We start from the raw sequence: 23380 nt of genomic DNA, 5'->3' as shown, positions 1-23380 counted from the left end.
GCCGTTCCGGGAAACGCCCCTTGGCGCCATGGCGAGACACCGAGCGCCGCCCCATCGCGCCATGGCGGCTCACACCGCCGCGTGCAGGACGTACCCACGCCCGAGGGCGTCGGTGCCGGCGATGTCGGTCCTGGCGGTGTCGCTCAGGGCAGTGCCGGTTACGGACGTGGGGGTCACGGCGGTGCCGGTCGTATGGGCACGGGTCGCGATGATGGGCAGGACGGCATAGGCCCACCTGCCACGTCCGCGCCAGGCGGGCCGGCGGCAACTGGGCAGTGGCCTGCAGGACGACCCGAGCCCGGTGCGACCGGAGCGCGAGCCACCGACCAGCGGGTCGGCCGGATGCCCTGGCGAGCTGGGCAGCGGGGCGGCCAGACGGCCGGTGCAGCCGGGCAGCGGGGTGTGCGGGCGCCCGGAGGAGCCGGGAGGGCGGCTGGGGGAGACGCGCCGGCCGCGCTCGGGTGGCGGCGGGTGGCCGGGCTGGTGCTGGTCGCGGCAGTCGCCGGTGTCGCGGGCTGGGGTTTTCACCGTGTCTTCCCCGGTGGCGACCTCGTCCTCGCGATCATCCCCGCAGCCCTGGCCCCGGCGCTCGTCGCGGTGTTCACCGCCAATCGGCCCCTCTGGCTGGCCCTGGCGCTGGACCTGATCCTCTGGTTCGCCGGAACCATCCCCCTCTACAGGGGACTCGAGCCGACCCTCCTCGCCGACGTCGCGAACTCCTGGCACGCCCTCCTCACCACCCTCCTCCCCGCCCAGCCGGAACCCCACCTCCTCGTCCTGGTCCACACACTCGTCTGGGCCGCCGCCACCATCGGCGCCGAGACCCTCACCCGCACCAGGACGAGGATCATCGCCGCACTCCCCGCCCTCCTTGTCTACGGCGTCGCCCTCCTCCTGAGCGTCGACGGCGCGGGCTCGAACCTCCCGGTGGCCGCGGCGCTGATCGTGCTGATCGGCGCCCTGGCGACGCTTCGCGACGACCGTCCCCTCGGCTGGCTCCCGGCCGGCATCGCCGCCGGTACGGCGCTGGCGGCGCTGGCGCTGGTGGCGGCACCGCTGCTGCCCATCGCCGCCCACCCATACAACCCGCGCGAGCACGCCGACCTGCCCCCGCCCGTCCGGGTGGACAGCGTCAGCCCATTGGACCGCGTCTCGGCCTGGCTGCAGATCCCGGACAGGGAGTTGTTCACCGTCACGTCGGACAAGCCGCTCAACTGGCGCCTGGCCGTGCTCGACCGCTACGACGGCGTCCGGTGGACCTCCGCCGCCCGCTTCCAGCCGACCGGCGGCAGGGTGCCGGAGGGGGAGTGGACGGGCAAGGCGGACGTCGTACGGCAGAAGGTGACATTCGACGGACTGCCCGGCACCTGGTTGCCGGCGGCCGAGCGCCCGGAGGAGGTCATCGGCGTGCGCGGGCTCGCGGTGGATCTCGAGAGTGGGGTGCTGCTGGCCGCGGCCAAGCCCGGCAAGGGGTTCAGCTACGAGGTGACCTCCCGGGTGCCCAGGCCGTCCAAGGAGGACCTGCTCGCGGCCACGCCAGCCCACGACCCGAACCTCACCGCGTTCCCCGAAGGTCCGCAGCGCGCGCTGTTCGGCAAGCTGGCGCAGGAGGCCGTCAAGGGCGCCGACGAGCCGATGCGGCAGGCGTACCGGCTGCAGAGCTACCTGCGTGCGAACGCCCGATACGACGTCACCGCGCCGCCCGGGCACTCGCTCAAGGGCCTGGAGTTCTTCCTGCAGACCGCGCACCGGGGAACGTCAGAGCAGTTTGCGACCACGTTCGCGCTCATGGCCAGGACGCTCGGGCTGCCGTCGCGGGTGGTCGTGGGGTTCCGCCCAGGGCAGGCCTCCGGGGAGGTGTATCACGTCAAGTCGGGGCATGTGATGGCGTGGGCGGAGATCAAGTTCGAGGGGCTGGGCTGGCGGCCGTTCTACCCGACGCCCGGCCGCAGCGGGGCCAAGGACGACCACGAGGTCGCGTCGGCGGCGATCGAGGAGAGCGAGGAACTGCAGGGCGAGTTCGCGCGAGGCGGCGGCGAGCGTGCCAAGACCTCGCAGCCGCAGGGCGCAGGCGACGGGCAGGAGCAGGAGAGCGCGGGGCCGTCCCTGTGGGTGATCGGGGCCGTGGCGGGCGGCGGCGTGCTGGTCGCGTACGCGGTCGTGGCGGCGGCCCTGCCGTGGTGGCGCAGGCGCAACCGCCGCCGGGCCGGCGGGCCCGAGCAGCGGGTGCTCGGCGCGTGGCAGCAGACGTGCGAGGATCTGGGGCTAAGGGGTGATAAGGCGCTGACGGCCGAGGACATCGTCGCCAGACAGTCGGGCGATACTTCCACACATCTCAGGCCGTTGGCTGATATTTCCAACCTCGTCCGGTACGCCCCCGACGCTGTCACCGAAGAAGCCGCCACCGCCGCCTGGCACCACAGCGACGCCGTCCACCGAGCCGTACGCGCCCGCACCCCGCTCACCGTTCGCCTGCGCAGACGCCTACTCCTACGATGACCCACGCCATGAGAAGCATCGAGGCACAACTCCTGCACCGTCCCCGGGTCTGACCGCGGGCGAGATCGTCAGGACCTGGGGCCCACGCTCGAAAGGCATCCGCCTGCACTCCGACACCTCGGGCGTCACACTCACCAGGGGAAGGCCCACCGGATCCGGCCGATCATCGAGCTGCAGCAGAAGCGGCGCAGGCGGCAGGCCAGGGACTCCGACGCCGACCAAACGGCCAGGCTGACGTTCCTGCCGGGCGGCTTCTACCTGTTCTTCTTCTTCGTGGTTTCGGTCACCGCCGCGGGTATCCCATTAATCCTCTCTAGTCTCGAAAGTTCGCACTAAACTCACCTGCGACAGGGGGAGAAGTGTGCTGTGCAGCCAGCTGAGGACGCGCCCGGCTATCAAGTACTCGATCAGGCGGGCCAAGGCGGGTTCGCCGTCGTGTACCGCGCCTATCAGGAGCGACTCGATCGGGTCGTAGCGCTGAAGGTGTTGTCCGTCGACCGCGTCGACCAGCGCACCATGCGCAGGTTCCAGCGGGAGCTGCAGCTCACCGGCCGCCTCACCGGCCACCCGAACGTGGTCACCGTCTTCGACACCGGCGTGACGCGCTCCGGCAAGCCGTACATCGCGATGGACTTCTTCGAGAATGGCTCACTGCGCGACAAGGTCCGCAAGGAAGGGCCGCTGCCGGTGCCCGACGTGCTGCGGGGCGGGGTGAAACTGGCCGGCGCGCTCGCCGCCGTTCACGAGGCCGGGGTTCTGCACGGCGACATCAAGCCGCAGAACGTCCTCATCTCCCGGTACGGCGAGCTCGCGATCGCCGACTTCGGCGTGGCCAGGGTCGTGGACTCGTCGGAGATCTCCGCCACGTCGCAGGCGTTCACCCCGCTGCACGCCGCGCCCGAGGTGCTCACCGGCGCCCCGCACTCCGCCTCGACCGACATCTACTCGCTCGGCTCAACGCTCTATCACCTGCTGGCCGGGCAGCCCGCCTTCCACAACCCGGCGGAGCCGTCGATCGCGCCGCTGATGTACCGGGTGCTCAGCGTCGAGCCCCCGCCCATCAACCGCTCCGACGTGCCTGCGGTGGTCTTCGAGACGATCCTGCGGGCCATGGCCAAGCAGCCCGAGCAGCGATTCGGGTCCGCGCGGGAGCTGGCCAGGCACCTGCAGGCGGTGCAGGCGGAGCTGGGCTTGTCGGTGACGGACCTGGTGGGCCAGGACCCCGGCCCGGGTCCGGCCATGTCCACGGTCCCACGGTCCCGCCCCGACAACGGGGAGCGGTCTACCGGCAATCACGCGTCCCCTGCCGACTCCTTCCCGTTCACCGGCAGCCACCTGCCCGCCGGTGCTCAGCAGCACTCGCCTTTCGCGCCGGAATCGCAGCGCGGCACGCAGACCAGTGGCGGGAGTGGAGCGCCGGGGACAGGGGCGGGCAGCCTGCCCGCAGACGGCTGGCACGGGTTGCACGGCACCGGACAGCACGCTGCGCAACCGGCGGCCCCGTCATCGCCGCGCACCGTGCCGCCGACGCCATCGGCGGCAACGGTCCCACCTGGGTCGGCCCCGGTGCCCGACGGCCCCGCGGCCGGCAGGGCGGCGCGGTTGCCGAGAGGACTGATGATCGGCGGTGCGGTCGTGGCCGTGGCCATCGGCGGCACGGCGGCCGCTGTCTACCTGTCGCTCCATCAGACCTCTGCTTCCCAGAGCACCGCCACCGAGCGGCGAACGAGCCAGGCCCAGCAACCCCAGGACACCACCCCGATCGATCGGCAGGACATAGCCGCCCTGACCCCGCGCAACGTCAAGGTGACCGCCGACCAGGGCGCACTGGTGGAGCTCCGCTGGGCGCTCCCCGCCGGCGCCCGCCGCTACCCGGTGGTCCTGCAACGCTCCCCGGTCGGCAAGGGCGAGCAGCCCATCACCGCCCTCGGCCAGGGCACCACTTCGGCCCGTGTCGCGGGCCTGGACCCGGACACCGGCTACTGCTTCCTGGTAGGCGTACCGCTGCGCATCTCGGAACGGTCGACGGTCGCCTGGTCCAAGCCGACCTGCATCAGAGGCGCGGTGGCCCACCGGTAGACAACGGGGACAGGCCTCAGCCGAGGAGCTTGCGTGCCGCCTGCTCGATCTCCTCCTCCGACAGCAGCACGTGGTCGGCCGCCGTCCCCAGCGGGATGAAGCTGTCGGCCGAGGTCACACGGGCCACGGAACCGGTGAACCCGGCGTCGGTCAATGCACGTGCTAAGCACTAGCGACCGGGTACTCGAGGTCGGTCGCTGCTTACCAGAGCCCCCCACACGGCGCCCACAGGAATGGTGAGAAGGGCAAGCCACGGGCTCCAGACCAGAAGCAGCGAGAGCCCTACATCCACCACTATGTTCCTGCCGAACCCGAAGAAGCCGCGCCAGTAGGAAGACGAATATGACCGGCCCGGCATGGCGTGCTCCTGACCCGACGGAGAAGGCGCCAGGAGCACCGCAACACCGAACAGCACGAGAGCGAGCACCACGTTGAGGACGTGGACGCCGAGCCCCAGCCAAACAGCGTCACGAGGCTGCGCGTCCAGGAACGTCACCACGCCCAAACGGGCCAGCTCGATGAGGCCTCCGGCCGTCAAGTTAAGGATCGTGGTCGCGGGTCCGGCCACGGCAGGACGTGCCAGATCTGACGATACTCGCCACGGCAGGAAGACCAGCAGGGGCGGGATCGCCAAGCCAAAGACGGCTAACATCACGCCCCCTAACAGCGCGAGCCAAGAGATCCCAAGCAGGGCTGCAGCCACAACGCCGAGAACGAGGAACGAGGCCACCGAGGTAACCGCCGTCTCCTGCGACCGGGCGAGCGTCTGGCCCAATTTGCCCAAGTCGCGTGGTGGCTCATATCCCATGTGCGCGCCCCTTTAGAGCAGTCATTGATTACAGGGAAAGACGGTCGGCGTGAGAACAGCGTTCCCGCCAAGAACTTGTCCTTGGAACCACCCGGTGACAGCAGTCGGCCGGGACAGGTGGAATCGAGAGCCTTTCGGCCTGCCACCAGGAGAGTTGGCGATCCCCACCTGAGCGCCCCTCGGGGGGTGCCGCGTACGGGATGCCCTGAAAGAGCCGGTAGTCCTGGTGCAGCGTGCCTCGGACGAGGCCCGTTTCGGTACGGACGACCGCCGGAGCCTCGTCGACCTGGTGGCTCGCGGCCGTCGCCGGTGGGGCCGCCGTGAGGACGGTGGCAAGGCAGGCGAGGACGGTCATGGGTGCCCGGTGGGCTTTGCTCATGGATACCTCGGATGGAGCGGGTGGGAAGTTCAGGCGGTCGGGGAGCTGATCACTTCCATGGGGCCGCGTCCCATGGCCAGCCTGGACGAGACGAGCGTGACCGGCGCCACGATCACGACGATCGCCGCGATCACCGCGAGCAGCACCCAAATTGGGCCGGTGGGCAGGATCGAACCCACGGCAATGGCCATGGGAAGGACGGTGAAGGCCGCGATCACCGTGCCCAGCGCGATGCTGATCGTCGCGACGATGGCGCCCTCGATGAGCAGCATCCGCCGTACCTGACGGCGAGTCGCGCCGGCCAGGCGCTGCACGGCGAATTCCCGGCGCCTGGACAGCACCGAAACCGCCAGCGTATTGACGGCGGCGAGCGCGGCGTAGGCGATGGCCAGCCCGGCGAGCAGATAGCTGATCCAGGCTTGTACGCCCAACTGTGCGGAGAACATCGCCGACAACCGGCCCTGATCGCCGACGCCGACGCCGGGCCAGGCACGCGTCGCGCGTTCGAGCACACCGGCCAACGCGTCCGGGTTCGAGGCGGCGCGTACGAGGATCGCGGATGGCAGGCCCGCGGTCGTGTGCGGAGCGAGCAACGCGGCGGGCAGCACAACGGCTCCATAGTCGGCCGGGCTGTCGAGCAGGGCGACCACCTTCACCTCGGCGACCGCGCCGTCCCCGAGTCGCAGGGTGATCCGGTCGCCCAGTTTGATCCCGAGATCGTCCGCCTGCGTCTCGGGCAGGGCGACGGTGTCACCGGTCAGGTCGCGCAAGGATCCCGAGACCACCGGGGCCGTCAGGAACGCCTGGGCGTCGATGCCCAGGAAAGTGCCCGGATCGCTGCCGCGAGAGTCGTACGGCTTTTCGATCCAGCCCCTGCTCGACACCAGTGCGGAGGCGTTGGCGACCCCTGGCGTGTTGCGGATGTCCGTCAGGAGCTCGGCTGATACGCCGCCGGCCGCGGAGGTGATCACGGCGTCGGCCTGGAACTGCTCGACCTGGCCCCGCAGGGCGGCGTCGTCGTGCGTCGTCTGCGCGTAGACGTTGCTCAGCGCGATGGCCGTGGCCAGTGTCAGGGGTGTCAGCACGGAGGAGAACTGGACGGCTCTGGACCGGGTGTTGACGACCGCGAGCATGCCGTCCGTACCTCTGAAAAATCCGGACACCTTGGCGACGATCCGATTGAGGAGCTCTGGGCCGATCAGGGCGACGGCGACGCCCCCGGTGAGAACCGCCGGGCCGCCCACCGCCGACGCGGTCTCGGGATCCATGAACATCGTCGTGCTCGCCAGCACGACGGTGGCTCCCCCCAGCACGACGGCGAGCAGCCTGCGCATCGGCCCGACCGTCACCGGAGGGATCGCGGCATCGGCCAGCGCCTGGATGGGCCGGACCCGGGCGGCGGACAGCGCCGTGATGCCCGCGGTCAGCCAGGGGACCACCACAGCTACGAGCAGTCCGGCCGCGAACGCGATGACGCTCGGGTGGAACTCCAGCTCCGGGGGGACGATGCCGCGCTCCGCGCTGAGGGAGAAGAGCAGCCGTCCGAGCAGTCCGCCCGGCAGGAGCCCGACCAGAACCGCCAGCGCGGACACGACCATCGTTTCGCCCACCACCATGCGATGGACCTGCTTGGCGGTGGCACCGCTGGCTCTGAGCAGCGCGAGCTCCCGCAGGCGCACGCGAACGGTCAGGCTGATCGTCGCCGACACCACCAGGGCCATGACCACGATGACCAGGCCGCCGAAAATGCTCGACAGCAGGATCAGGGGAAGCCGGCTCGCGGCGATGCCGGTGAACTCCGCCGTGCCCCGATCGTTCCCGGTGAGGATCGTCGTGTCAGCGGAAAGCTGCTGGGCCAGCCGCTGCGCCAGTTCGTCGGCGGAGACGCCACGCGCGGAGATCACACCGATCGCGTCGGCCCTGCCGGGGCTTGGGGAGAACCGCTTCACGTCAGGGGTGGAGAAGAACATCGCGGACGTGTCGACTTGGCGGCGTGTCTGCGCGATGCCGACCACGGTGAAGGATCGCGGCTGTCCGCCGACCACGATGTCGACCTTGTCGCCAGGCTGCTTGCCCGCGCGGCCGGCCAGCGTGGCGTCGAGCACTACCTGGCCGCTGGAGCGCGGCTCCTCGCCGCTGCTCAACGCGTACGGCGTGAGCGCGGCGGACTCCCAGCCATGCCCCGACAGGGGATGGCCCAGCAGCCGGTCTCCCGCGACGACGACGGCTGAAAACGACACGTCCGGTATCGCCCGGCCGACGCCGGGAACCTTGGCGACCTTGGCGGCCAGTCCCTCGTCGACGCGGGGCCGTTCGGCATAAGGGACCGTCTCCGACTCCTCGTCCGGCAGGTGGAAGCCGGCCGATCCCGCGACGACAACGCCAGCCTCGCTTAACCGCTGCGGTGGCGCGTCGAGCCGGATGGCCGACTCGAAGAGCCCGGCGCAGGCGATGAGAATCGAGCAGCCCAGCAGCACGGCCGCGAAGGTCGCGAGGGAGGCCGCCGCACGGGAGCGCAGGCTCGCCAGCGAGAGCCTGATCACCGCTGCCCCTGCTTCGCCAGGGATCCGAGGTGGGCTAGGCGCTCGGCCACTTCCGCGGCCGTGGGCGTGGCGATCTCCGCGACGAATTGGCCGTCGAGGAGGAAGACCACGTTGTCGGCGTACGAGGCGGCGACCGGATCGTGGGTCACCATCACGATCGTCTGCCCCTTGTCGGTAAGGTCGCGGATCAGTGTGAGCACCTCTGCCGCCGTGTGGCTGTCGAGCGCGCCGGTCGGTTCGTCGGCGAAGATCACCGACGCGTCGCTCGCCAGAGCCCGGGCGATGGCCACCCGTTGCTGCTGTCCCCCGGACAGCTCGCCAGGGCGGTGCGTGATGCGGTTTTCGAGGCCCACCCGGCGGATGACCTCCGACACGCGGGCCGGATCGGCCCGGCGCCCGGCCAGCAACGCGGGCAGCATGACGTTCTCGCGTACGGTGAGAGCGGGCATGAGATTGAACGCTTGGAAGATGAAGGCGACGTGGTCCCGGCGAAGGATGGTCAGGTCGGTCTCGCTCATTCCCGCCAGCGATCGGCCGACCAGGCTGACCGTGCCGGACGTGGGCTCGTCGAGACCGGCGGCGCAGTGCAGCAGCGTGCTCTTGCCAGAACCGGACGGTCCCATGACCGCGGTGAAGCTCCCGGCCGGGAAGCCGATGGACAGTCCGGTCAGCGCCGTCACCACGTTGGGGCCGCTCCCATACGTCTTGCGCACCTCATGAAGCTGAATCGGCGCCGTCATCGCAGGTCCCCTGACATCCACGCCCGGTACTGCCCCTCGGCGAGCAGCCACAGCATGCCCACCACCGCGCCGCCGGCCACGACCGTCCACAGCCACCACACATCGGCGAGCTCTCCGCCGATCAGGCAGATCATCAGCCAGACGACGATCTGCACGAGGCACGCCCCCAGCCACACCAGCGTGACCACGCTCAGCAGCCGCGGCAGCGTCGTCGCCTCCGCCCCGGGCAGGCCGGTCAGGGCCACCCGCAGATCTGCGCGCGTCTTGGCGGCCGACAGCCGCGCACGCCGTTCCTCCGCCTGCTCGTCGGTGATCTGCCCGCCGAACTTCGCGCGGTCGATCCAGCCGTCCGCCGCCTGCCGCTCCGCCTGGGTCACCGGCGTCTGTTCGGGTCTGAGCAGGCGATTCAGCACCATCCCCGCGCTTTCTGAGCCACTCACTTGTAGCCTCCCCGTAGTGATCAATATAAATTAGTGTAAGGCATGAACAGTTTCTGTGTCGATAGGACGGTGCTCTGTGGCTGACGACAAGGGACAGGCGGACCTGCCGCCTGGCATCGCACTGGCGTGGGGACTCAACCCGGCCGGACCCAACAAGGGCACGCGACGACGCGGCCCCAAACCGGCCCACAGCGTGGAACGGATCGTCGAGGTCGCGATCGAGGTCGCCGACACCGAAGGCTTCGCCGGGCTGTCGATGCCCAAGATCGCCGGATGTCTCGGCATCACCGCCAACGCCCTTTACCGCTATGTCCGCTCCAAGGAGGAACTGCTCGTGCTTCTCGCCGAAGCCGGCTGGGGCCCGCCCCCGGAATCAGTACGGCAGGCCCCGACCTGGCGAGCCGCCGCAGCCGAGTGGACGCGTGCCATGATCGACCGCTACCGGATCCACCCGTGGTTGCTGGACCTGCCCGTCCAGGCGGCTCCCATGACGCCCCATCTGGTGGGCTGGCTTGAGGTCTTCATGGAGGGCATGGCCGACTCCGCCCTGAACGACCAGGACACCCTCGGCTGCGCGCTCCTTCTCGACGGGTACGCGCGCAGCACCGCACGCCTGGCTCACAGCCTCAGCGAATCCGAGGAATCGGCGGCTATGGCGGCAGCGATCGGCTTCCTGCAGCCGCTACTGAGGGAGCGCGGCTTTCCCAGAGCGGCCGCGCTGATGGCCAACCTGGAGTACGTCGAAGACGAACTGCCCCCGAGCGACGTCGAGTTCGGGCTGGACCGGATCCTGGCCGGCATCGAGGCCCTGATCGCCGACCGGAACGACTCCCTCAGCGGCTGACCTGCGACGAAGCGGCACATGAGCTAGCCACCCTGCTGACACTGCATGACCAGCAGTGCGAAGCGCACCTGGACAAGCGGCGCGGCCACCGCCCGCGCATGGCCGCTCCCGCACCGGACGCCGTCCCATCCTCACCCTCGCCGACCGGCTGCTGAGCGCCCTTGCCCACTATGGTCGTCGTCTTCGGCTGTCGTATCCCTTTCCCCGGAGATCCCGCTAGTGGGTTAGCCAGCGGCGTATCCGAGACGGCCCTCGTTTGTCCTGGCCGTGCGCCGGGTGATCTTGTCGGTCGGTGAAGATGCGATCAGCAGGCTGGTGTTGTCCTGCCGGACCACCTGCGGGCCGACCTTATCGATGCCGGCGACGGTTCCGGATGGCGTTGTCACATCCCGGGCTGCCGCACCCGGGTGACGGACTCGGGGCGATGCCGTGGTCGGCGGCAGGGGTCACGGCGCGTGGAGGGCCTTGTCGAGGCCGTCGAGGATCAGATCGAGGCCGAAGGTGAACTCCTCGCCGTAGTCGTAGCCGGGCTGCAGGACATGCTCAACGGCCATCTCGGTCAGGTGGGGATACTCGCCGGAGGTGAAACGAGCCATGATCGCTTGCGTGACCTGCGCTGTCTTCTCCGTGGCGTGAAACGGCAGGTTCTTCTCCTGCAGGGCGAATCCATAGATGTAGCTGTCCAGAGCAGAGAGCGCGTGGGCGGCCAGCACGATGGAGAAGCCCGCGCGCCGCAGCATCCCGATCACGGCATCGTGGTGGCGTAGCGTCGCGGGACCCGGGGTGGCTCGCGACTCCATGCGCCCGATCGCCCAGGGGTGCCGCGACAGGGCCACGCGGGCCGAGATCGCCCGGCGGCGCATGGCCGTCCTCCAGTCGCCTTCATCGGCCGGCAGGTCGATCTCGCCGAAGACGGTGTCGATCATCCCGTCCATCAGGTCGTTCTTGTTGGCGACGTGGTTGTACAACGACATCGCCTCGATCCCGAGCTTGTCGCCCAGTTTGCGCATCGTGAGCGACTCGATCCCGTGCGCGTCGGCCAGAGCGATCGCCGCCTCCAGCACTCGCTGCCGGTTCAGCCGGCTCCGGGGCTGAGCGCCTGGATCGATCATCCGGATCCTCCCATGGCTCCACCTTGACTTACTTACCATGTAAGCGTATTACTTACAACATAAGCTTACAACGTAGGTGAGGCTGATGGGAACCGAACAGCACATCACACCGGCACAGGCCCAGCCCACCAAGGCGACGATGAAGGCGATCCTGCAGGACGAGTACGGCCCAGCCGACCGCGTCCTGCGCCTGGCCGACATCGACCGGCCCACGATCGGAGACGACGAAGTCCTGGTCGAGGTGCGAGCCGCCGGCGTGGACCCGGGCACCTGGCACCTCGTCACCGGCCTGCCCTACGCGATCCGCCTGGCAGGCTTCGGAGTCCGTGCCCCGAAGACCCGCGTCCGCGGCCTGGACCTGGCCGGGCGCATCGTGGCCGTCGGCAAGGACGTGACCAGGCTGCGGCCCGGCGATGAGGTTTACGGCATCGGCGAGGGAGCATTCGCCGAATACGCCCGCGCCAACCAGGACAAGCTCGCCCCCCGGCCGAAGAACCTCACCGCCGAGCAGGCGGCCGCCACCCCTATCTCGGCCCTGTCCGCGCTCCAGGCCGTCCGCGACCGCGCAGGCGTGCAGCCCGGTCACAAGGTGCTGGTCATCGGCGCCTCCGGAGGCGTCGGCAGCTTCGCCGTGCAGATCGCCAAAGCCTTCGGAGCCGACGTCACCGGCGTGTGCGGCACGACCAAGGTTGACCTGGTCCGCTCCCTCGGCGCCGACCATGTCATCGACTACACGCTCAACGACATCGGCGACACCGGGCAGCGCTACGACGTCATCCTCGACATGGGAGGCAACCGTTCGCTCACCCGGCTGCGGCGCGCCCTCACCCCGCGCGGGACCCTCGTCATCATCGGCGCCGAAGCGGACGGACGATGGGTCGGCGGCGCCGCCCGCATGCTCCGGGCACCCCTGCTATCGCGGTTCGTCGGCCAGAAGCTGGTCACGCTCGTCAGCTCGGAGAACGCACGCGACCTGCTCGTCCTCACCGAACTCATCGAATCCGGCACGGTGACGCCCGTCCTCGACCGGACCTTCCCGCTGCACGAAACCCGCGCGGCCATCCGGTACGTACGCGAAGGCCGCGCCCGGGGCAAGGTCGTCATCACCCTGTGAGGCGCACGCCCATCCGGCTCCTCCGAAAACAACCCCGCCGACCCCCAGAGCCGGTGTCGGCCTGAGAGGAAATCATCGTGAGCTCCACGACTCCACTGAGCCCCCGCGCCCCCACCCACGGGGAACGGCCGTACCCCATCCGGGTGCACGCCCACCCGGACAGCCCTCCATCGCGATGGCTGTGGCTGGTGAAGTGGCTGCTGATCCTGCCCCACGCGCTGGTGCTGGTCCCGTTATGGATCGCCTTCCTGCTGCTCAGCCTCGTCGCGCTGGTCGCGATCGTGGCCACCGGCCGATACCCTCGGCCGATCTTCGACTTCAACGTCGGCGTGCTGCGCTGGAGCTGGCGGGTGGGCTACTACGCCTACAGCGCGCTGGCGACCGACCGCTACCCGCCCTTCACCCTCGCGGAGGTCCCCGGCTACCCGGCCGGCCTCACCGTCGACTACCCGGCGCGGCTGCACCGCGGTCTCGTCCTGGTGAAATGGCTCCTGGCCATCCCGCACCTGCTGATCGTCGGCGTTCTGTTCGGCGGTGGCGGCTGGCTCACCTGGCAGGCCGGCGACCAGGCCTGGCTCTGGGGCGGCGGCGGAGTGACCGGACTCCTCGTCCTGGTCGCCGCGATCCTGCTCGCGGTCACCGGCACCTACCCGCGCCCCCTGTTCGACCTCATTCTCGGCCTGAACCGCTGGGCGCTGCGCGTCGGCGGCTACACCGCGCTGATGACCGACCGCTACCCGCCCTTCCGGCTCGATCTCGGCGGCGACGACCCCAGCACCTCCCCCAGCGAGCCCACCACCCCCAGCGAGGACCCCGCCCTCCGCTCGATCCCCGCCGGAGGCTGACCTTCTCCCGCGCATGAGGCAGCCCACCGCGCGTGATCGGCATCCTGCTGTGATCGCCGGGCTCGACCTGGCGCTGATCCAGGGCCATTCGCTCAACATCGCTCTGCTCACCTCCGGTGAAGTGGCGCTGATCTTCTGGCTGCCCATCAGCGGCCGTCGGCTGATCACCGAACCAGAGGCGGCAGAGCATGCCGAACCTCCCCCAGAAAGGACAGCCCAGTCATGACACCCCGGAAAATCGCAGTCACGGTAGGAGCCCTGTTCATCTTCCAGATGATCTCCGCCATGATCGGCACCACCCTCACCCAGGCCTTCATCGACGGCAACCCCGACAAAACAGCGCTGACGACCGGCGTCACGCTCATGATCTGCTCGGGCCTGGCCGTGGTAGGCATCGGCCTGCTCATGTACCGAATCCTGAAGGGCTTCAACCAGAAGCTGGCCCTGTGGTACCCCGTCATGAGGGTCATCGAGCTCGCGGTCTCTGCCACCTGCGGCCTCTACCTGCTGACGCAGCTGCAAGCCGTCCCCAACACGATGTTGTGGGTGTACATCCCCACAGCCATCGGCGGCCTGGTGTTCACCTACCTGCTGTTCGTTTCCCGCATCGTCCCCCAGCCGATCGCGGTCCTCGGCCTCATCGGCTACGCCCTGCTGCTGCTGGGAGTGCCGCTGGACCTGCTCGGCGTCCTGGACATGGACGCGGGGGCGGGCATGCTCTTGCTGGTGCCGGGCGGGTTGTTCGAAGTCCTGGTCCTGCCCGTATGGTTGTTCGCCAAAGGCTTCACGCTGCCGCAGCCGTATCACCTGGCACGGGTCCGCGTGGCGTAGCCAACCGGCTCGTAGCTCAGGCCCCCGGAGGGGTACACCACCTCGTCAGCGGCGCAGGCCGGGACCGCGGTCGACGCCACGTCCGGGTGGCGCGCCGATACGCCTCGGGGCGCTCACGTTCGCGTTCCCGGGCGGACGGCGAGCGGGCTACCGTCAGACTGGTCAGCCGAACGTCTACGTGGGTGTGGCGCAGGTTGAGCGTCTTGGGCAAACTCTGCGCGGCAACATGGACTTCGGGCTGCGGGCGCCGGGCACAACACTGCCCCCCGAAGGACGATCACAACGCGACCTGCCTCAACACAGTGGTCTTCTGGGGAACGACGTGGGAGAGGGCCATCCACGTCAGTACATGCGGGTCGTGGACCTGCGGACATGCCGGCGAACATCGATTGGGGCTGCTCAGTCAAGCACCGCGAGGTGGTCGGCGGCGCCCCCGTGCCACTCGATCATGAAAAGGGTGGCGTCGTCGCTGGTGCGCCGGCCCCGTTCCCCCTTCAGGGTGTGGGAGAGCTGGCGCAGATCCGCCCGCACCCCCGCCGGCGGCTCTTCCCCCAGACGGTTGACGCAGCGGATGAGGCGTTCCTCGCCGAACGGCTCCCCGCCGGCGATGTGCTCCTCGATGATGCCGTCGGTGTAGCACAGCACCCGGTCGCCCCGCTGGAGCAGGTGCTCTGCGATCCGGGGCTCCTCACCGCCGAAGCCGACGGGCAACGTCGTCGCGCTCTCCAGCTTGCACACGACCCGGCCATCGCGGATCAGCAGCGGCGCGGGGTGGCCCGCGTTGACCAGCTCCAGCTCACCGGTGGTGATGTTCAGGTGCATCAGTTGCGCCGTGACGAAGTGGTCGGGCCCGAACTGCCGGGAGACGGCATCGTCCATGAAGGCGTACTTCTCGGCCAGGCTGACGAACACGCGCCGGGCATGCCGGTAGGCGCCGATGGCGATGGTCGCCATCGAGGCGGCGTCCAGGCCATGGCCCATCGCGTCGATCACAGCCACGTGCAGGATGTCGTCGTTCAGGGCGTAGTCGAAGCTGTCGCCGGCGACGCGGTAGGCGGGCTCCAGCATGCCGGCCACCTCGACCTGCGGCACGCACATCGACAGCGGCGGCAGCAGGCTCCATTGGATCTCCGCGGACACGCTCATCGGCTCCCGGCGCCGGGTCAGGAAGAACTGGTCGGTGTAGGAGTTCTTGGTGACCAGCATGTCCGCGACCAGCCCGGCGAGCCGGCGCAGCAGGCGCCGGTCGTCATCGGTGACGGCGTCCATGGTCAGCGCTATCACCCCCACCTGATCGCTTCCGTCCAGCAGGGGCAGGTACATCCGTACCCCGCGGGCCTGGGGCACCTCGACGACATCCACGCGCAGGAAGGCCCGGCCGGCGGGGGAATCGGCGATCGGCTCGGGCTGGCCCACGTGCAGTTTCCTGCCCGGAAGTGGCACCAGCAGCTCTTGGGCGTAGTCCTGGAGCAGGATGGAGACGTCACGGCCGCCGATCCTGGCCACTTCCTCCGCGACCAGCGGAGCGACCAGCTGCGGCGGAATCAAGCGCGCCCTGTCCAGCAGCAGGCCGAGCAGGCGCTCGCCGAAACCCTCCGACCGGTCCACGATCTCCTCGCCCATGGCCGGGCCCACCCCCTCTTCCCGCACCCACGCGCCGGAGCGGCCCATGAACCATGCGCAGCCTGTCGGCCGGGCCGGGCTTCCACCCCGTCGTTGATCTCCCTGGGGTGAGATCCACGCTACGATCGCTGGCCTGCTCATCGTCATCACCATGGCGGGCGTGCCAGGCAAAGGTCCCGCCAACGGAAGACAGTCCTCAGCGGGGACCGGGGCCACCGGCGGGCAAACCGATCAATGAGCGCCTGGACAGGAATGGCGCTTTGGCTGGGGTGACGCAGGCGCCGGCCCGGAACGATGGCATAGCGGTTGCGGCGGCCCTCCCGGCTTCCGCTTCAGATACACCCGGCGATGTCCCGGATCCGCACTTGCCTTACGTGCCTTTACGACCTTCAAGCGGCTGACCAGCTAGTTCGCTTGACTACCCCAGATAAGCGCGGCCGTCCTGGCGGCTGCCGCAGAGCTGGAGGTGGACTCGGCGGCAGCGCTGAAACTGGCGGCCCTGGCCGGGGAGACGTTCGATTAATGCGCACCCCTGGGTGCCTGCCGAAGATCCCTTAGGGGATTGATGGCCGCTTCTGAGTCCCTCGATTTTGGGGACGCATTGGGGACGATCAACCGCTAACGATCGGTGACGGCCGGACTCAGTCGGACAGACGACGAAGCCGACACCCTGATCGCCGCGGCGTACCTGCATGACATCGGGTACGCCCCGGACCTGGTGGACACCGGATTTCATCCGCTCGACGGGGCGCGCTATCTGCGTGATGTCGTCAAGGCCGATGACACGCTGTGCCGCTTGGTCGCGCACCACTCCTGCGCGGTCAACGAGGCGCTCAACCGCAACCTGCTCGATGCGCTCACGTCCGAATTCGACGAGGAACGCCCGGAGTTGGCCGAGGCGCTGACCTACTGCGACATGACCACCGGCCCGGACGGCACGCACCTTGACGTCACTGAGCGGCTAGCCGAGATCCCATTCCCGCTACGGCCCCGAACATGTGGTCAGCCGCTCGATCACCGCGTCGACCCCGTGCATCATGGCCGCCGTGCATTCGATCCAGTCCGCTCTCGAGGGCTGACCGACGATCATCTCTGCGGCGCCTCGAAGTCGAGGAGGTACTCCGCGCTGACCGCACGCAGCCTGGTGCCCACGGCAAGGGCCTCGTCAGGACTCAGAGCGGTCGAGTCCACCTCGACGAGTAGGCGCCCCACCTTGGCGAACAGCACCCTTCTGCCATTCGCCTCCGTCTCGGACAGCCATCGATCCGCCGACAACCGCTGGCAGGATCCAGAATCTCGTTCCCACGCCGCGCACTCCTTGCGTGGATCACCACTGCCGCTGATACGGACCATGACATCGGGCTCGCTCTGCCGGTCCTTGGCGTAGTCGAGCGCCAAGACGTCGTCGGCGATGGTCCACACACCGACCAGTGTGCGTCCAGGGACCTCATCAGGCACTGCCAGCGGAAGAGATTCGTTGTAGGAGGCGATCAAGTCCTCACGATGCTGCTGGTTCCTGGCCTCCATCCGTCTCTGCTCGATCGTCGCCGTCATGATCACGCATGTGCACACGACCACAGCCGCGATGAGCCGGGGCAACGGCGACGCCGTACTCAACACTCCGGCGGCGCTCGCATAACTCACCACGGCCAGCACGGTGAATCCGAACCAGGCCAGATGGGGACGGGGACTCGGCACAGCCAGATCCACCGCGTTGTTCAACACCAGCAACAACAGGGGCGCGAGCAACGCGCTACGGATCGGATGCACGATCCTCAGCGCCACGGAGAGCAGCACACCGGCGGGGATGGCCAGCAATACTCCCACAAGCACCCCGGGCAGGACGGTGTACGCCTCTATGTCCTCCTTGTACAGCCGCGACACCGGATACCCGAGTCCGAGGCCTACCACCAGCCCCACACCAGCGCCCCGGACAAGATCCTTCCCCATGAGCCAACGATGACATCAACCGATGTAGGGCACAGTCGAACCGCTCAAATAGTGCTTTATCCGCATGCGCATCGACCGATCCATGGGCAACGACAGAACCTTGTCACGTGGCGCCCACCGGACTTCGCGGGATTCGTCGCTGGGGTCGGCGCGCCGCTGATGCTCGGGCGGTGAGAACGATGGAGAACCCTTGGCGGGCCTCGCCGTTGCTGGTGTAGAGGATGACATGGTCGCTGGTAGGTCCCGACGAGGCCGATGATCTAGCAGGTGATGCGGCCTGGCGTCCCACGGTGGTCGTTGGTCCGCGACCGGGTTTCGTGGCGATGGTCGGCGCGGCAGGGCGACGCCCACCAGGGGGCGCCGCCGAGTGAAGAGTCAGGAGGCGAGCGCGTCCGCGTGGCGCCGGAGCACCTCCCGCCATCGTGGGCGGGTTCGTTCCTCTTCCTCCAGTGCCAGCTCCACGGGTGCGCCCGCGGTGCAGACCCCGTAAATCTGCGCCGCTATCTCCGGGGTCAGCAAGTGGTCGAAGTGGAAGGAGCCTTCGAAGCCCAACCAAGCCACCGGGCAGACCCGTACCCCGGGCGCTGCCTACGGCGATGCCACGTTCAAGTCCTGAGGTGGCGAAGCGCGAGGCGATATCGCCAGAGAACCGTCAGCGATCGGCGGCGTCGGCGTGGACTGTGCCGCGCCAGCTTCATAAGAACGCACCCGCGCCGCCGCGCAGGAAGACCGCAATTCCCACTGATCGGGCGACCTCAACCAGAAGTCAAGAGCCCAGTGGCAATGCAAGGAAGCGGTCAGTCTCATTGATCGGCGTGAAGTGCGACGAGTTGTTACCGCCTTCTCGCCCTGAGTTTCGCATTCGTAACCAAGCCTGCCATCAGCTCTACGAGTAGTGTCGAAGTTCTAGTTCGGGCCCTATGAGTACGACTTCAGCTATGGCTGAAGTCGTATGCATGCACGAATGCTAGGAATCTCGATCGCCTAATCGAAGCTGGCGATCCAATCATCGATGAACTTCTTCGCCTCGTCGGCGAGTACGACATCCTTCCTAAGCGCGGGCGCGAGACTCTCGACAATCAATTCAGGTGATACGGGCTGCCCAGCAACGACGAGGTAGCAGCCCAGGCCGTCACTCATTTGACGTGCCATCGAGGAGACGAACGCATTGCGGCGGAATCTGTTACAGAGCAGCAGTAGGTTCTGTTGTTCTAGCTCTGATCTCAGCTGTTTCAAGGCGTCTTCGAAGTCGATCGACGAATAGATTGCGATAGGCGAAGCATTCGTTCGATTCAGCCGCAGCTCGTACCTCTCCCCATCGGTACGTGTCGTCACCTGGCATGGCTGAAGGGATTCGTCGGCGAGATTGACCAATTCGAGATTATGCATGCTCACCTCGGCGCGTAGTTAGGGTTCGGGATCCAGACGTCGTCGGCGCTGCCGTACTTGCCCGGCTTCCAGGCTCCTCTGATCTGCGATGGTTCGATCCGTTTGAACACGACCTCCTGCTCGCCTACGAGGTGTTTGAAGCCCGGGCCGTATTTCACCTCCATGCCGTTTCCGCGGTCGTCGATTTCAAAGATGTATCCCTTGTTCCTGATTGCGAACCCTCTGGACACCATCTTGCTCTTCGAAGCGGCGATCAGGCCGTTCTCGCCGGAGAGGTGATCTTCGATGCTCATGTCCGGGTTGCGTGCAGTCATACCGTTCTCGAAGATTCTGTTCAATGTCCGGCCGTCTCCCCGGAACAACGGTGGCACCTCCTTCCCCTTAAGTTCGAAGCGCTGCCCGTAGGGTGAGAGGCTGGCCGTCGGCTTGGGGTTTATCACGTTCTTGGCTGCCTTGCCCAGGGCTCCCATTGCCTTGGTGGCGCCTGAGACTGCGCCGCTGGAGCCGCCCGTGGTGATGGCTGCCACGATGTCCGGGCTGAGGCGGCCGAACGCTCGCTCGGGATTGGACGTCCATGTATCCCAGTCCAGCGCCGACTTGAAGAATTCAGTGGGGTTCTGGACACCGTAGATGAGGGACTGGGCCAGATCGCTCATGTTGCGTTGCCAGCCCCAGAAGTCGACGATTGCCCGGTTGGGGGAGAAGTCGATCACCATCTTCCCCAAGCCGGCCACGCTCTCCACCGCGCCCTTGGCCGCTTCCGTCAGGCCGTCGCCGGAGTTCAGGTTCGGGTCGAAGGTGGCCTGGATCTGCTGGCCGACACGGTCCCAGAAGCCGCCGGTCGTGGGGAGAACCGCTCCGGGGGCGAAGTGGGAGTCGTCGACAGATCGGCGGCTTACCTGCGCCGAAGAGTTCCGGCTTCTCCAGCTCCATGCGTTCCAGGAGCACCAGCCGCTTATTGATCTCAGGGCCCTGGGTTCCAGCCCACGCCGCTACTCGACGGATGGTGTCGGCCGAGGTGGGTAAGAGCCACGCACCGCGCAGTAAGTTCCACAACTCGTTGCCGATGGAGTCCAGCGACGATTCAGCCTGGCGCAGTGCGTCCTTCAGGCTGCGGACTCCCTCGGGGACCATGCCCTCCAGTTGGCCCATGGCTTAACCGGGGCTATCGGCTGGTGTACGGGCTAACAGCGCCCGGAGTTCGTCTACCGCACCGGCGCATGCCCCGAGCGGCTTGGCGCTGAGCGGCCGGGCCGGTCCAGATGTTCTGCGCCATGAGCCCGATTGCGCGGTCGAGACCGGGCCTGGGCTCGGCGTAACGCCTGTTCCACTTGCTCCCGGGTCATACGTGACTCCTTCGGGTGCGACGATCAAGTTTGAGACCAAGACGTGAGGCCCATTGGACGTCGCTCTACCTACCGCAGCAACCGCATCGCCGGGATTGGTCTGAAGTGTCGGATGGTGCGCTGTCGTACCTTGAAGCCCTTCGCGCTGATCATTGGTGTCCGATGTCGTGTCGACAGCCGAGGCGCTGGCTGGTGCACCAAATCGGTCGCGAATGGGTGGCCGCTCCGTCACACCTCGTAATATGGATGACGTTCCCGTCCCATCACGCCGGTCGGACCCGAGTTCGTGGAGGAATATCGTCGCCGCCATGGCAGCAAGCTCCCACAGGGGCGGGCTCTCACATATGAGAATGCCGTGAACGACGAGTTCTCGGAACGCCGGGACTGGCTGGACGAGCAGCTATGTCAGCTGGCTACGAATCAAGTTGAGCGCCTCACGCGCAGCGTATGGTTGGACGAGCATTACTGGTCCGTCCACTTTGAAATGGCGGTTGGTGCCGCGTGTGGGCGCTCACGTAATTGACCCGGGGTCGGCTCACGCTATGGATCCGACCTGGGTCGAGTTCCTGGGTGTGGTGTAACCGTTGAGCTTGTGAGTCGACTTGGCTAGTGCTGTGTTCGGTTAACGTTTGCCCTGTAGTCGGTGGCGCGTCGGCCGGAATCGCTGCGCCGTAGGCGTGACCGCGGCTAGCGGCGGAAGTGGGCATGGCACTGGCGGCGGACCGCGCGTCGGCGTGGTGCCGGTGGTGTCAGGAACTGCTCGCGGTGCCAGGGCTACCAAGGTGCCGGGCGAAGAATCGGATCGAGCTGTCGATTTCGAAGGACGGGACTCGAAAGTGGCTGCCGGGGTTGGCGTGCAGGGTCTTCTCAGCGGAGCCGAGTGCGTCGAACAGCTTCATGACTGAGTCCCGCGGATTGCCTTCATCGTCCCACTGCAGCACGAACTCGACCGGGATCGTGATCCGCGCCGCGGTGTCGATGAGCCAGTCGCTTCCGATGAGGCCGAGGACCGCAGCTGTGATCCGAGGTTCGGCCGCGACGAGGCGGATGCCCATCTCACCGGCCTGGGACAGGCCGTAGTACCCGACGGGCTGGCTGTCACCGACGGAGTCCAGGTTCTGGAGCGCGTCCAGAGTGGTCTGCCAGTCGGGTATGAGCTGCGCCGCCACGGTTTCGTTGAGGGCGGGCCACGCCGGGCCGAAGGGCTCGCCCGCGGCCTCTCGTTCCTGGATGAGCGCGACGAGCCGCCGGATCTGGGGGTGCTCCGGCCTGTCGCCGGTACCTGGCGCGTCGATCGCGGCGACCGCGAAGCCGCAGGAGGTGACGTAGGGGAAGGCCCGGGAGACGACCTCCCATCCCTTCTTGTGCTGGCCGCCGCCGTGCCCGATCAAGACCAGCGGACGGGGACCGGAGCCCTCGGCGGGCGTCCAGAGCACCCCGGGGATGTCTCCGATAGTGAAGAGCTGTTCGCGGATGCCGTCAGCGATCGTTTCTGAGGTGATGCGCATGGCGGGATTACATCGGCATTCCCGCTGACGAGGCGAGTCAATTATCCGGGCGGCCGGGCCGGCGACGGTGATGCCCGCCGCCGGTTGATCTCCCGCCGCCCGGCCACGATCGGCCATGCCGCCATGCCGGCCAGCTTGTGAGCGACCGAAATGATCATTGACCGCGTCGCTGGTCGGGTGGCATCGGCGATGTCGTGGAGTGGTACGACTGGTACGCCTACACGTTCCTCCCGAGGCCCTAAGTGCATGCTGTAGCGGGCGGCGGGGCCATCATGACCTGGGAAACACCTCCAAGATCATCCCCCGTATGTCCCCAGATCAAGGTCCTACGGCTGCATGCGGGTGCCTTCGGCGGCCTACCAAGGGTCTGGAAGGCAAACGACCTGCGGCAGAGAAACCGCAGGTCAGAGGGCAAAATGCCTGGTGGAGATGAGTGCCCCGGCAGGATTCGAACCTGCGGCACCCGCTTTAGGAGTCCGATGAGCGACAGAATTCAATCATGCCTTATACCTGCGGCTTTGTGGTCGACGCTGTGTCGCAAGACTTAGAGTGGGAAGGCATTGGGAAATGATCATGATCCGCGTTGTGGTCTCGGCCGGTCTGTACTGGGCCACGCCACACACCAAGATCACCACCTGGCAGCGACACAAACCTCCAGTCGCCTGGGCCCGCGACCTGCCACGCTTCAAAGTCCGCGTCAGCCCGACAGTTCACATGCAGCGCGTTGCTGAACACAAGCCTCAACGACCCGGTCTTGAACGCCACCGCCGATAGAACCTGGGCGCCGAACAGAGCCAGCGCACCCGCCACATCCTGCCGCTCAGGGAGGAGTTGGACAATCTCAACCCCAGGTCCCCTCATCGGCCCCCGCGACAGCGCCGCCGCGGTCTCCACCACGACCTCAACATCCGGTCCCAGCGCGAGCGACAGACGATGATCAACTCCGATCCGAGTGACCGCTAGTCCGCGAAGACCCAGAACCCACCGATCTTCATGTTCCACCGGCACCAAAGACTCCATTGCCGAAGCCTGGCAGACCATGAGGCAGCGCCGAAACTCCTCGGTGATCAAGGAAAGCTCCGGCTCCTACCTCGGCCGGGGATCGTCAGCCGGTCACTAACCGCAACCATCAACTGTCCACTTGCTGGTCCGAGTGGCTCTCTAAGCCGACGATATTTTCCGGCTCCTGACCACCAACTGGCTCTCAGAGGGCGGTTCGCGAGTTGATGCCCCTTTGATCGCTTGCGCTGCATGAGGAGTGCTGGTCACGGGCTCGTTGCCGGGCTATGGACGCGGCTGAGCGAACAATCCTGGCTCGATCTCCACGAGA

The 23380-nt window shown here is 67.7% G+C and carries 21 protein-coding genes and 2 pseudogenes; 10 read left to right on the top strand and 13 right to left on the bottom strand.

What is annotated here, in order from left to right; translation table 11 throughout:
* Positions 1-69: 69 nt before the first annotated feature.
* Entirely contained in the window at positions 70-528 is a 459-nt protein-coding gene (locus ACTWPT_RS57260; protein WP_443185972.1) for a hypothetical protein, read from the bottom strand.
* Here ACTWPT_RS57260 and ACTWPT_RS57255 point away from each other — a divergent pair.
* The 4 genes and pseudogenes from ACTWPT_RS57255 (at position 484) to ACTWPT_RS57240 (ending at position 4578) form a co-directional block, all read left to right on the top strand.
* Positions 484-2499: a DUF3488 and transglutaminase-like domain-containing protein gene (locus ACTWPT_RS57255; protein WP_443185971.1), complete on the top strand. Its 2016-nt coding sequence runs from the start codon at positions 484-486 to the stop codon at positions 2497-2499. The genes ACTWPT_RS57260 and ACTWPT_RS57255 overlap by 45 nt on opposite strands.
* 79 nt (positions 2500-2578) lie before the next feature.
* A pseudogene (locus ACTWPT_RS57250) lies at positions 2579-2659 on the top strand (M50 family metallopeptidase); the annotation flags it as partial.
* Positions 2653-2835 carry a M50 family metallopeptidase gene (locus tag ACTWPT_RS57245; RefSeq protein WP_443185985.1) on the top strand — a complete coding sequence of 61 codons (183 nt, stop codon included), beginning with the start codon at positions 2653-2655 and terminating at the stop codon, positions 2833-2835. The pseudogene ACTWPT_RS57250 and the gene ACTWPT_RS57245, both read left to right, overlap by 7 nt.
* Positions 2836-2865: 30 nt before the next feature.
* Complete coding sequence (locus ACTWPT_RS57240; protein ID WP_443185970.1) at positions 2866-4578, top strand: protein kinase domain-containing protein; 1713 nt, start codon at positions 2866-2868, stop codon at positions 4576-4578.
* Positions 4579-4747: 169 nt separating this feature from the next.
* On the opposite strand, the gene ACTWPT_RS57235 is transcribed toward ACTWPT_RS57240, so the two are convergent.
* The 4 genes from ACTWPT_RS57235 to ACTWPT_RS57220 all read right to left on the bottom strand — a co-directional run bounded on the left by ACTWPT_RS57235 (position 4748) and on the right by ACTWPT_RS57220 (position 9488).
* Entirely contained in the window at positions 4748-5386 is a 639-nt protein-coding gene (locus tag ACTWPT_RS57235; protein WP_443185969.1) for a hypothetical protein, read from the bottom strand.
* Positions 5387-5794: 408 nt separating this feature from the next.
* Entirely contained in the window at positions 5795-8308 is a 2514-nt protein-coding gene (locus ACTWPT_RS57230) for an FtsX-like permease family protein (RefSeq protein ID WP_443185968.1), read from the bottom strand.
* Positions 8305-9048, bottom strand: coding sequence for an ABC transporter ATP-binding protein (locus tag ACTWPT_RS57225; protein ID WP_443185967.1), 744 nt, complete (start codon positions 9046-9048; stop codon positions 8305-8307). Before ACTWPT_RS57225 ends, ACTWPT_RS57230 begins: the two co-directional genes overlap by 4 nt.
* Positions 9045-9488: a DUF1707 SHOCT-like domain-containing protein gene (locus tag ACTWPT_RS57220; protein WP_443185966.1), complete on the bottom strand. Its 444-nt coding sequence runs from the start codon at positions 9486-9488 to the stop codon at positions 9045-9047. The genes ACTWPT_RS57225 and ACTWPT_RS57220 overlap by 4 nt, the downstream gene beginning before the upstream one ends.
* Before the next feature lie 76 nt (positions 9489-9564).
* Here ACTWPT_RS57220 and ACTWPT_RS57215 point away from each other — a divergent pair, with 76 nt between their 5' ends.
* Positions 9565-10332 (top strand): TetR/AcrR family transcriptional regulator, encoded by a 768-nt coding sequence (locus ACTWPT_RS57215; RefSeq protein ID WP_443185965.1) that lies wholly within the window; start codon positions 9565-9567, stop codon positions 10330-10332.
* Positions 10333-10778: 446 nt separating this feature from the next.
* Here ACTWPT_RS57215 and ACTWPT_RS57210 read toward each other — a convergent pair whose 3' ends face one another.
* Positions 10779-11444, bottom strand: coding sequence for a TetR/AcrR family transcriptional regulator C-terminal domain-containing protein (locus tag ACTWPT_RS57210; protein WP_443185964.1), 666 nt, complete (start codon positions 11442-11444; stop codon positions 10779-10781).
* An 85-nt stretch (positions 11445-11529) separates the two neighbouring features.
* On the opposite strand from ACTWPT_RS57210, the gene ACTWPT_RS57205 reads away from it, so the two are divergent.
* The 4 genes from ACTWPT_RS57205 to ACTWPT_RS57190 all read left to right on the top strand — a co-directional run bounded on the left by ACTWPT_RS57205 (position 11530) and on the right by ACTWPT_RS57190 (position 14234).
* Positions 11530-12558, top strand: a complete 1029-nt coding sequence (locus ACTWPT_RS57205) for an NAD(P)-dependent alcohol dehydrogenase (protein WP_443185963.1) — start codon at positions 11530-11532, stop codon at positions 12556-12558.
* Between the two features lie 77 nt (positions 12559-12635).
* On the top strand, positions 12636-13403 hold the full coding sequence (locus tag ACTWPT_RS57200) for a DUF4389 domain-containing protein (RefSeq protein WP_443185962.1): 768 nt from the start codon (positions 12636-12638) through the stop codon (positions 13401-13403).
* Positions 13404-13452: 49 nt separating this feature from the next.
* On the top strand, positions 13453-13629 hold the full coding sequence (locus ACTWPT_RS57195; protein WP_443185961.1) for a hypothetical protein: 177 nt from the start codon (positions 13453-13455) through the stop codon (positions 13627-13629).
* The gene (locus ACTWPT_RS57190; protein WP_443185960.1) at positions 13626-14234 is read left to right on the top strand and encodes a DUF4386 domain-containing protein; all 609 of its coding nucleotides are present in this window, start codon (positions 13626-13628) and stop codon (positions 14232-14234) included. The genes ACTWPT_RS57195 and ACTWPT_RS57190 overlap by 4 nt, the downstream gene beginning before the upstream one ends.
* A 399-nt stretch (positions 14235-14633) precedes the next feature.
* Here ACTWPT_RS57190 and ACTWPT_RS57185 read toward each other — a convergent pair whose 3' ends face one another.
* The gene (locus ACTWPT_RS57185; RefSeq protein WP_443185959.1) at positions 14634-15905 is read right to left on the bottom strand and encodes a PP2C family protein-serine/threonine phosphatase; all 1272 of its coding nucleotides are present in this window, start codon (positions 15903-15905) and stop codon (positions 14634-14636) included.
* 580 nt (positions 15906-16485) lie between these two features.
* On the opposite strand from ACTWPT_RS57185, the pseudogene ACTWPT_RS57180 reads away from it, so the two are divergent.
* A pseudogene (locus ACTWPT_RS57180) lies at positions 16486-16686 on the top strand (HD domain-containing protein); the annotation flags it as partial.
* Between the two features lie 257 nt (positions 16687-16943).
* On the opposite strand, the gene ACTWPT_RS57175 reads toward ACTWPT_RS57180, so the two are convergent.
* The 6 genes from ACTWPT_RS57175 to ACTWPT_RS57150 all read right to left on the bottom strand — a co-directional run bounded on the left by ACTWPT_RS57175 (position 16944) and on the right by ACTWPT_RS57150 (position 23070).
* Entirely contained in the window at positions 16944-17807 is an 864-nt protein-coding gene (locus tag ACTWPT_RS57175) for a hypothetical protein (protein WP_443185987.1), read from the bottom strand.
* Positions 17808-18182: 375 nt separating this feature from the next.
* A complete protein-coding gene (locus tag ACTWPT_RS57170) occupies positions 18183-18359 on the bottom strand; it encodes a hypothetical protein (protein ID WP_443185958.1) in 177 nt (58 codons plus the stop codon).
* 432 nt (positions 18360-18791) lie between these two features.
* Positions 18792-19196: a hypothetical protein gene (locus ACTWPT_RS57165; protein WP_443185957.1), complete on the bottom strand. Its 405-nt coding sequence runs from the start codon at positions 19194-19196 to the stop codon at positions 18792-18794.
* Between the two features lie 2 nt (positions 19197-19198).
* Positions 19199-19912: a scabin-related ADP-ribosyltransferase gene (locus tag ACTWPT_RS57160; RefSeq protein ID WP_443185984.1), complete on the bottom strand. Its 714-nt coding sequence runs from the start codon at positions 19910-19912 to the stop codon at positions 19199-19201.
* Positions 19913-21291: 1379 nt separating this feature from the next.
* Positions 21292-22050: an alpha/beta hydrolase gene (locus ACTWPT_RS57155; RefSeq protein WP_443185956.1), complete on the bottom strand. Its 759-nt coding sequence runs from the start codon at positions 22048-22050 to the stop codon at positions 21292-21294.
* Between the two features lie 504 nt (positions 22051-22554).
* Entirely contained in the window at positions 22555-23070 is a 516-nt protein-coding gene (locus ACTWPT_RS57150; protein ID WP_443185983.1) for a DUF6188 family protein, read from the bottom strand.
* Between the last annotated feature and the right edge of the window lie 310 nt (positions 23071-23380).

Source organism: Nonomuraea sp. 3N208, assembly GCF_052245935.1.
Classification (GTDB): Bacteria; Actinomycetota; Actinomycetes; order Streptosporangiales; family Streptosporangiaceae; genus Nonomuraea.
Note: the sequence above shows the minus strand (reverse complement) of the source record. Positions and strands in the feature narration are given on the sequence as shown.

Bases quoted from the DNA above. Each gene is read 5' to 3' on its own strand.
- ACTWPT_RS57165 (WP_443185957.1), bottom strand. From the start codon at position 19,196: ATGCATAATCTCGAATTGGTCAATCTCGCCGACGAATCCCTTCAGCCA.
- ACTWPT_RS57210 (WP_443185964.1), bottom strand. From the start codon at position 11,444: ATGATCGATCCAGGCGCTCAGCCCCGGAGCCGGCTGAACCGGCAGCGA.
- ACTWPT_RS57190 (WP_443185960.1), top strand. From the start codon at position 13,626: ATGACACCCCGGAAAATCGCAGTCACGGTAGGAGCCCTGTTCATCTTC.
- ACTWPT_RS57225 (WP_443185967.1), bottom strand. From the start codon at position 9,048: ATGACGGCGCCGATTCAGCTTCATGAGGTGCGCAAGACGTATGGGAGC.
- ACTWPT_RS57150 (WP_443185983.1), bottom strand. From the start codon at position 23,070: ATGGAGTCTTTGGTGCCGGTGGAACATGAAGATCGGTGGGTTCTGGGT.
- ACTWPT_RS57235 (WP_443185969.1), bottom strand. From the start codon at position 5,386: ATGGGATATGAGCCACCACGCGACTTGGGCAAATTGGGCCAGACGCTC.
- ACTWPT_RS57205 (WP_443185963.1), top strand. From the start codon at position 11,530: ATGGGAACCGAACAGCACATCACACCGGCACAGGCCCAGCCCACCAAG.
- ACTWPT_RS57155 (WP_443185956.1), bottom strand. From the start codon at position 22,050: ATGCGCATCACCTCAGAAACGATCGCTGACGGCATCCGCGAACAGCTC.
- ACTWPT_RS57185 (WP_443185959.1), bottom strand. From the start codon at position 15,905: ATGGGCCGCTCCGGCGCGTGGGTGCGGGAAGAGGGGGTGGGCCCGGCC.
- ACTWPT_RS57175 (WP_443185987.1), bottom strand. From the start codon at position 17,807: ATGGGGAAGGATCTTGTCCGGGGCGCTGGTGTGGGGCTGGTGGTAGGC.
- ACTWPT_RS57160 (WP_443185984.1), bottom strand. From the start codon at position 19,912: ATGGTGATCGACTTCTCCCCCAACCGGGCAATCGTCGACTTCTGGGGC.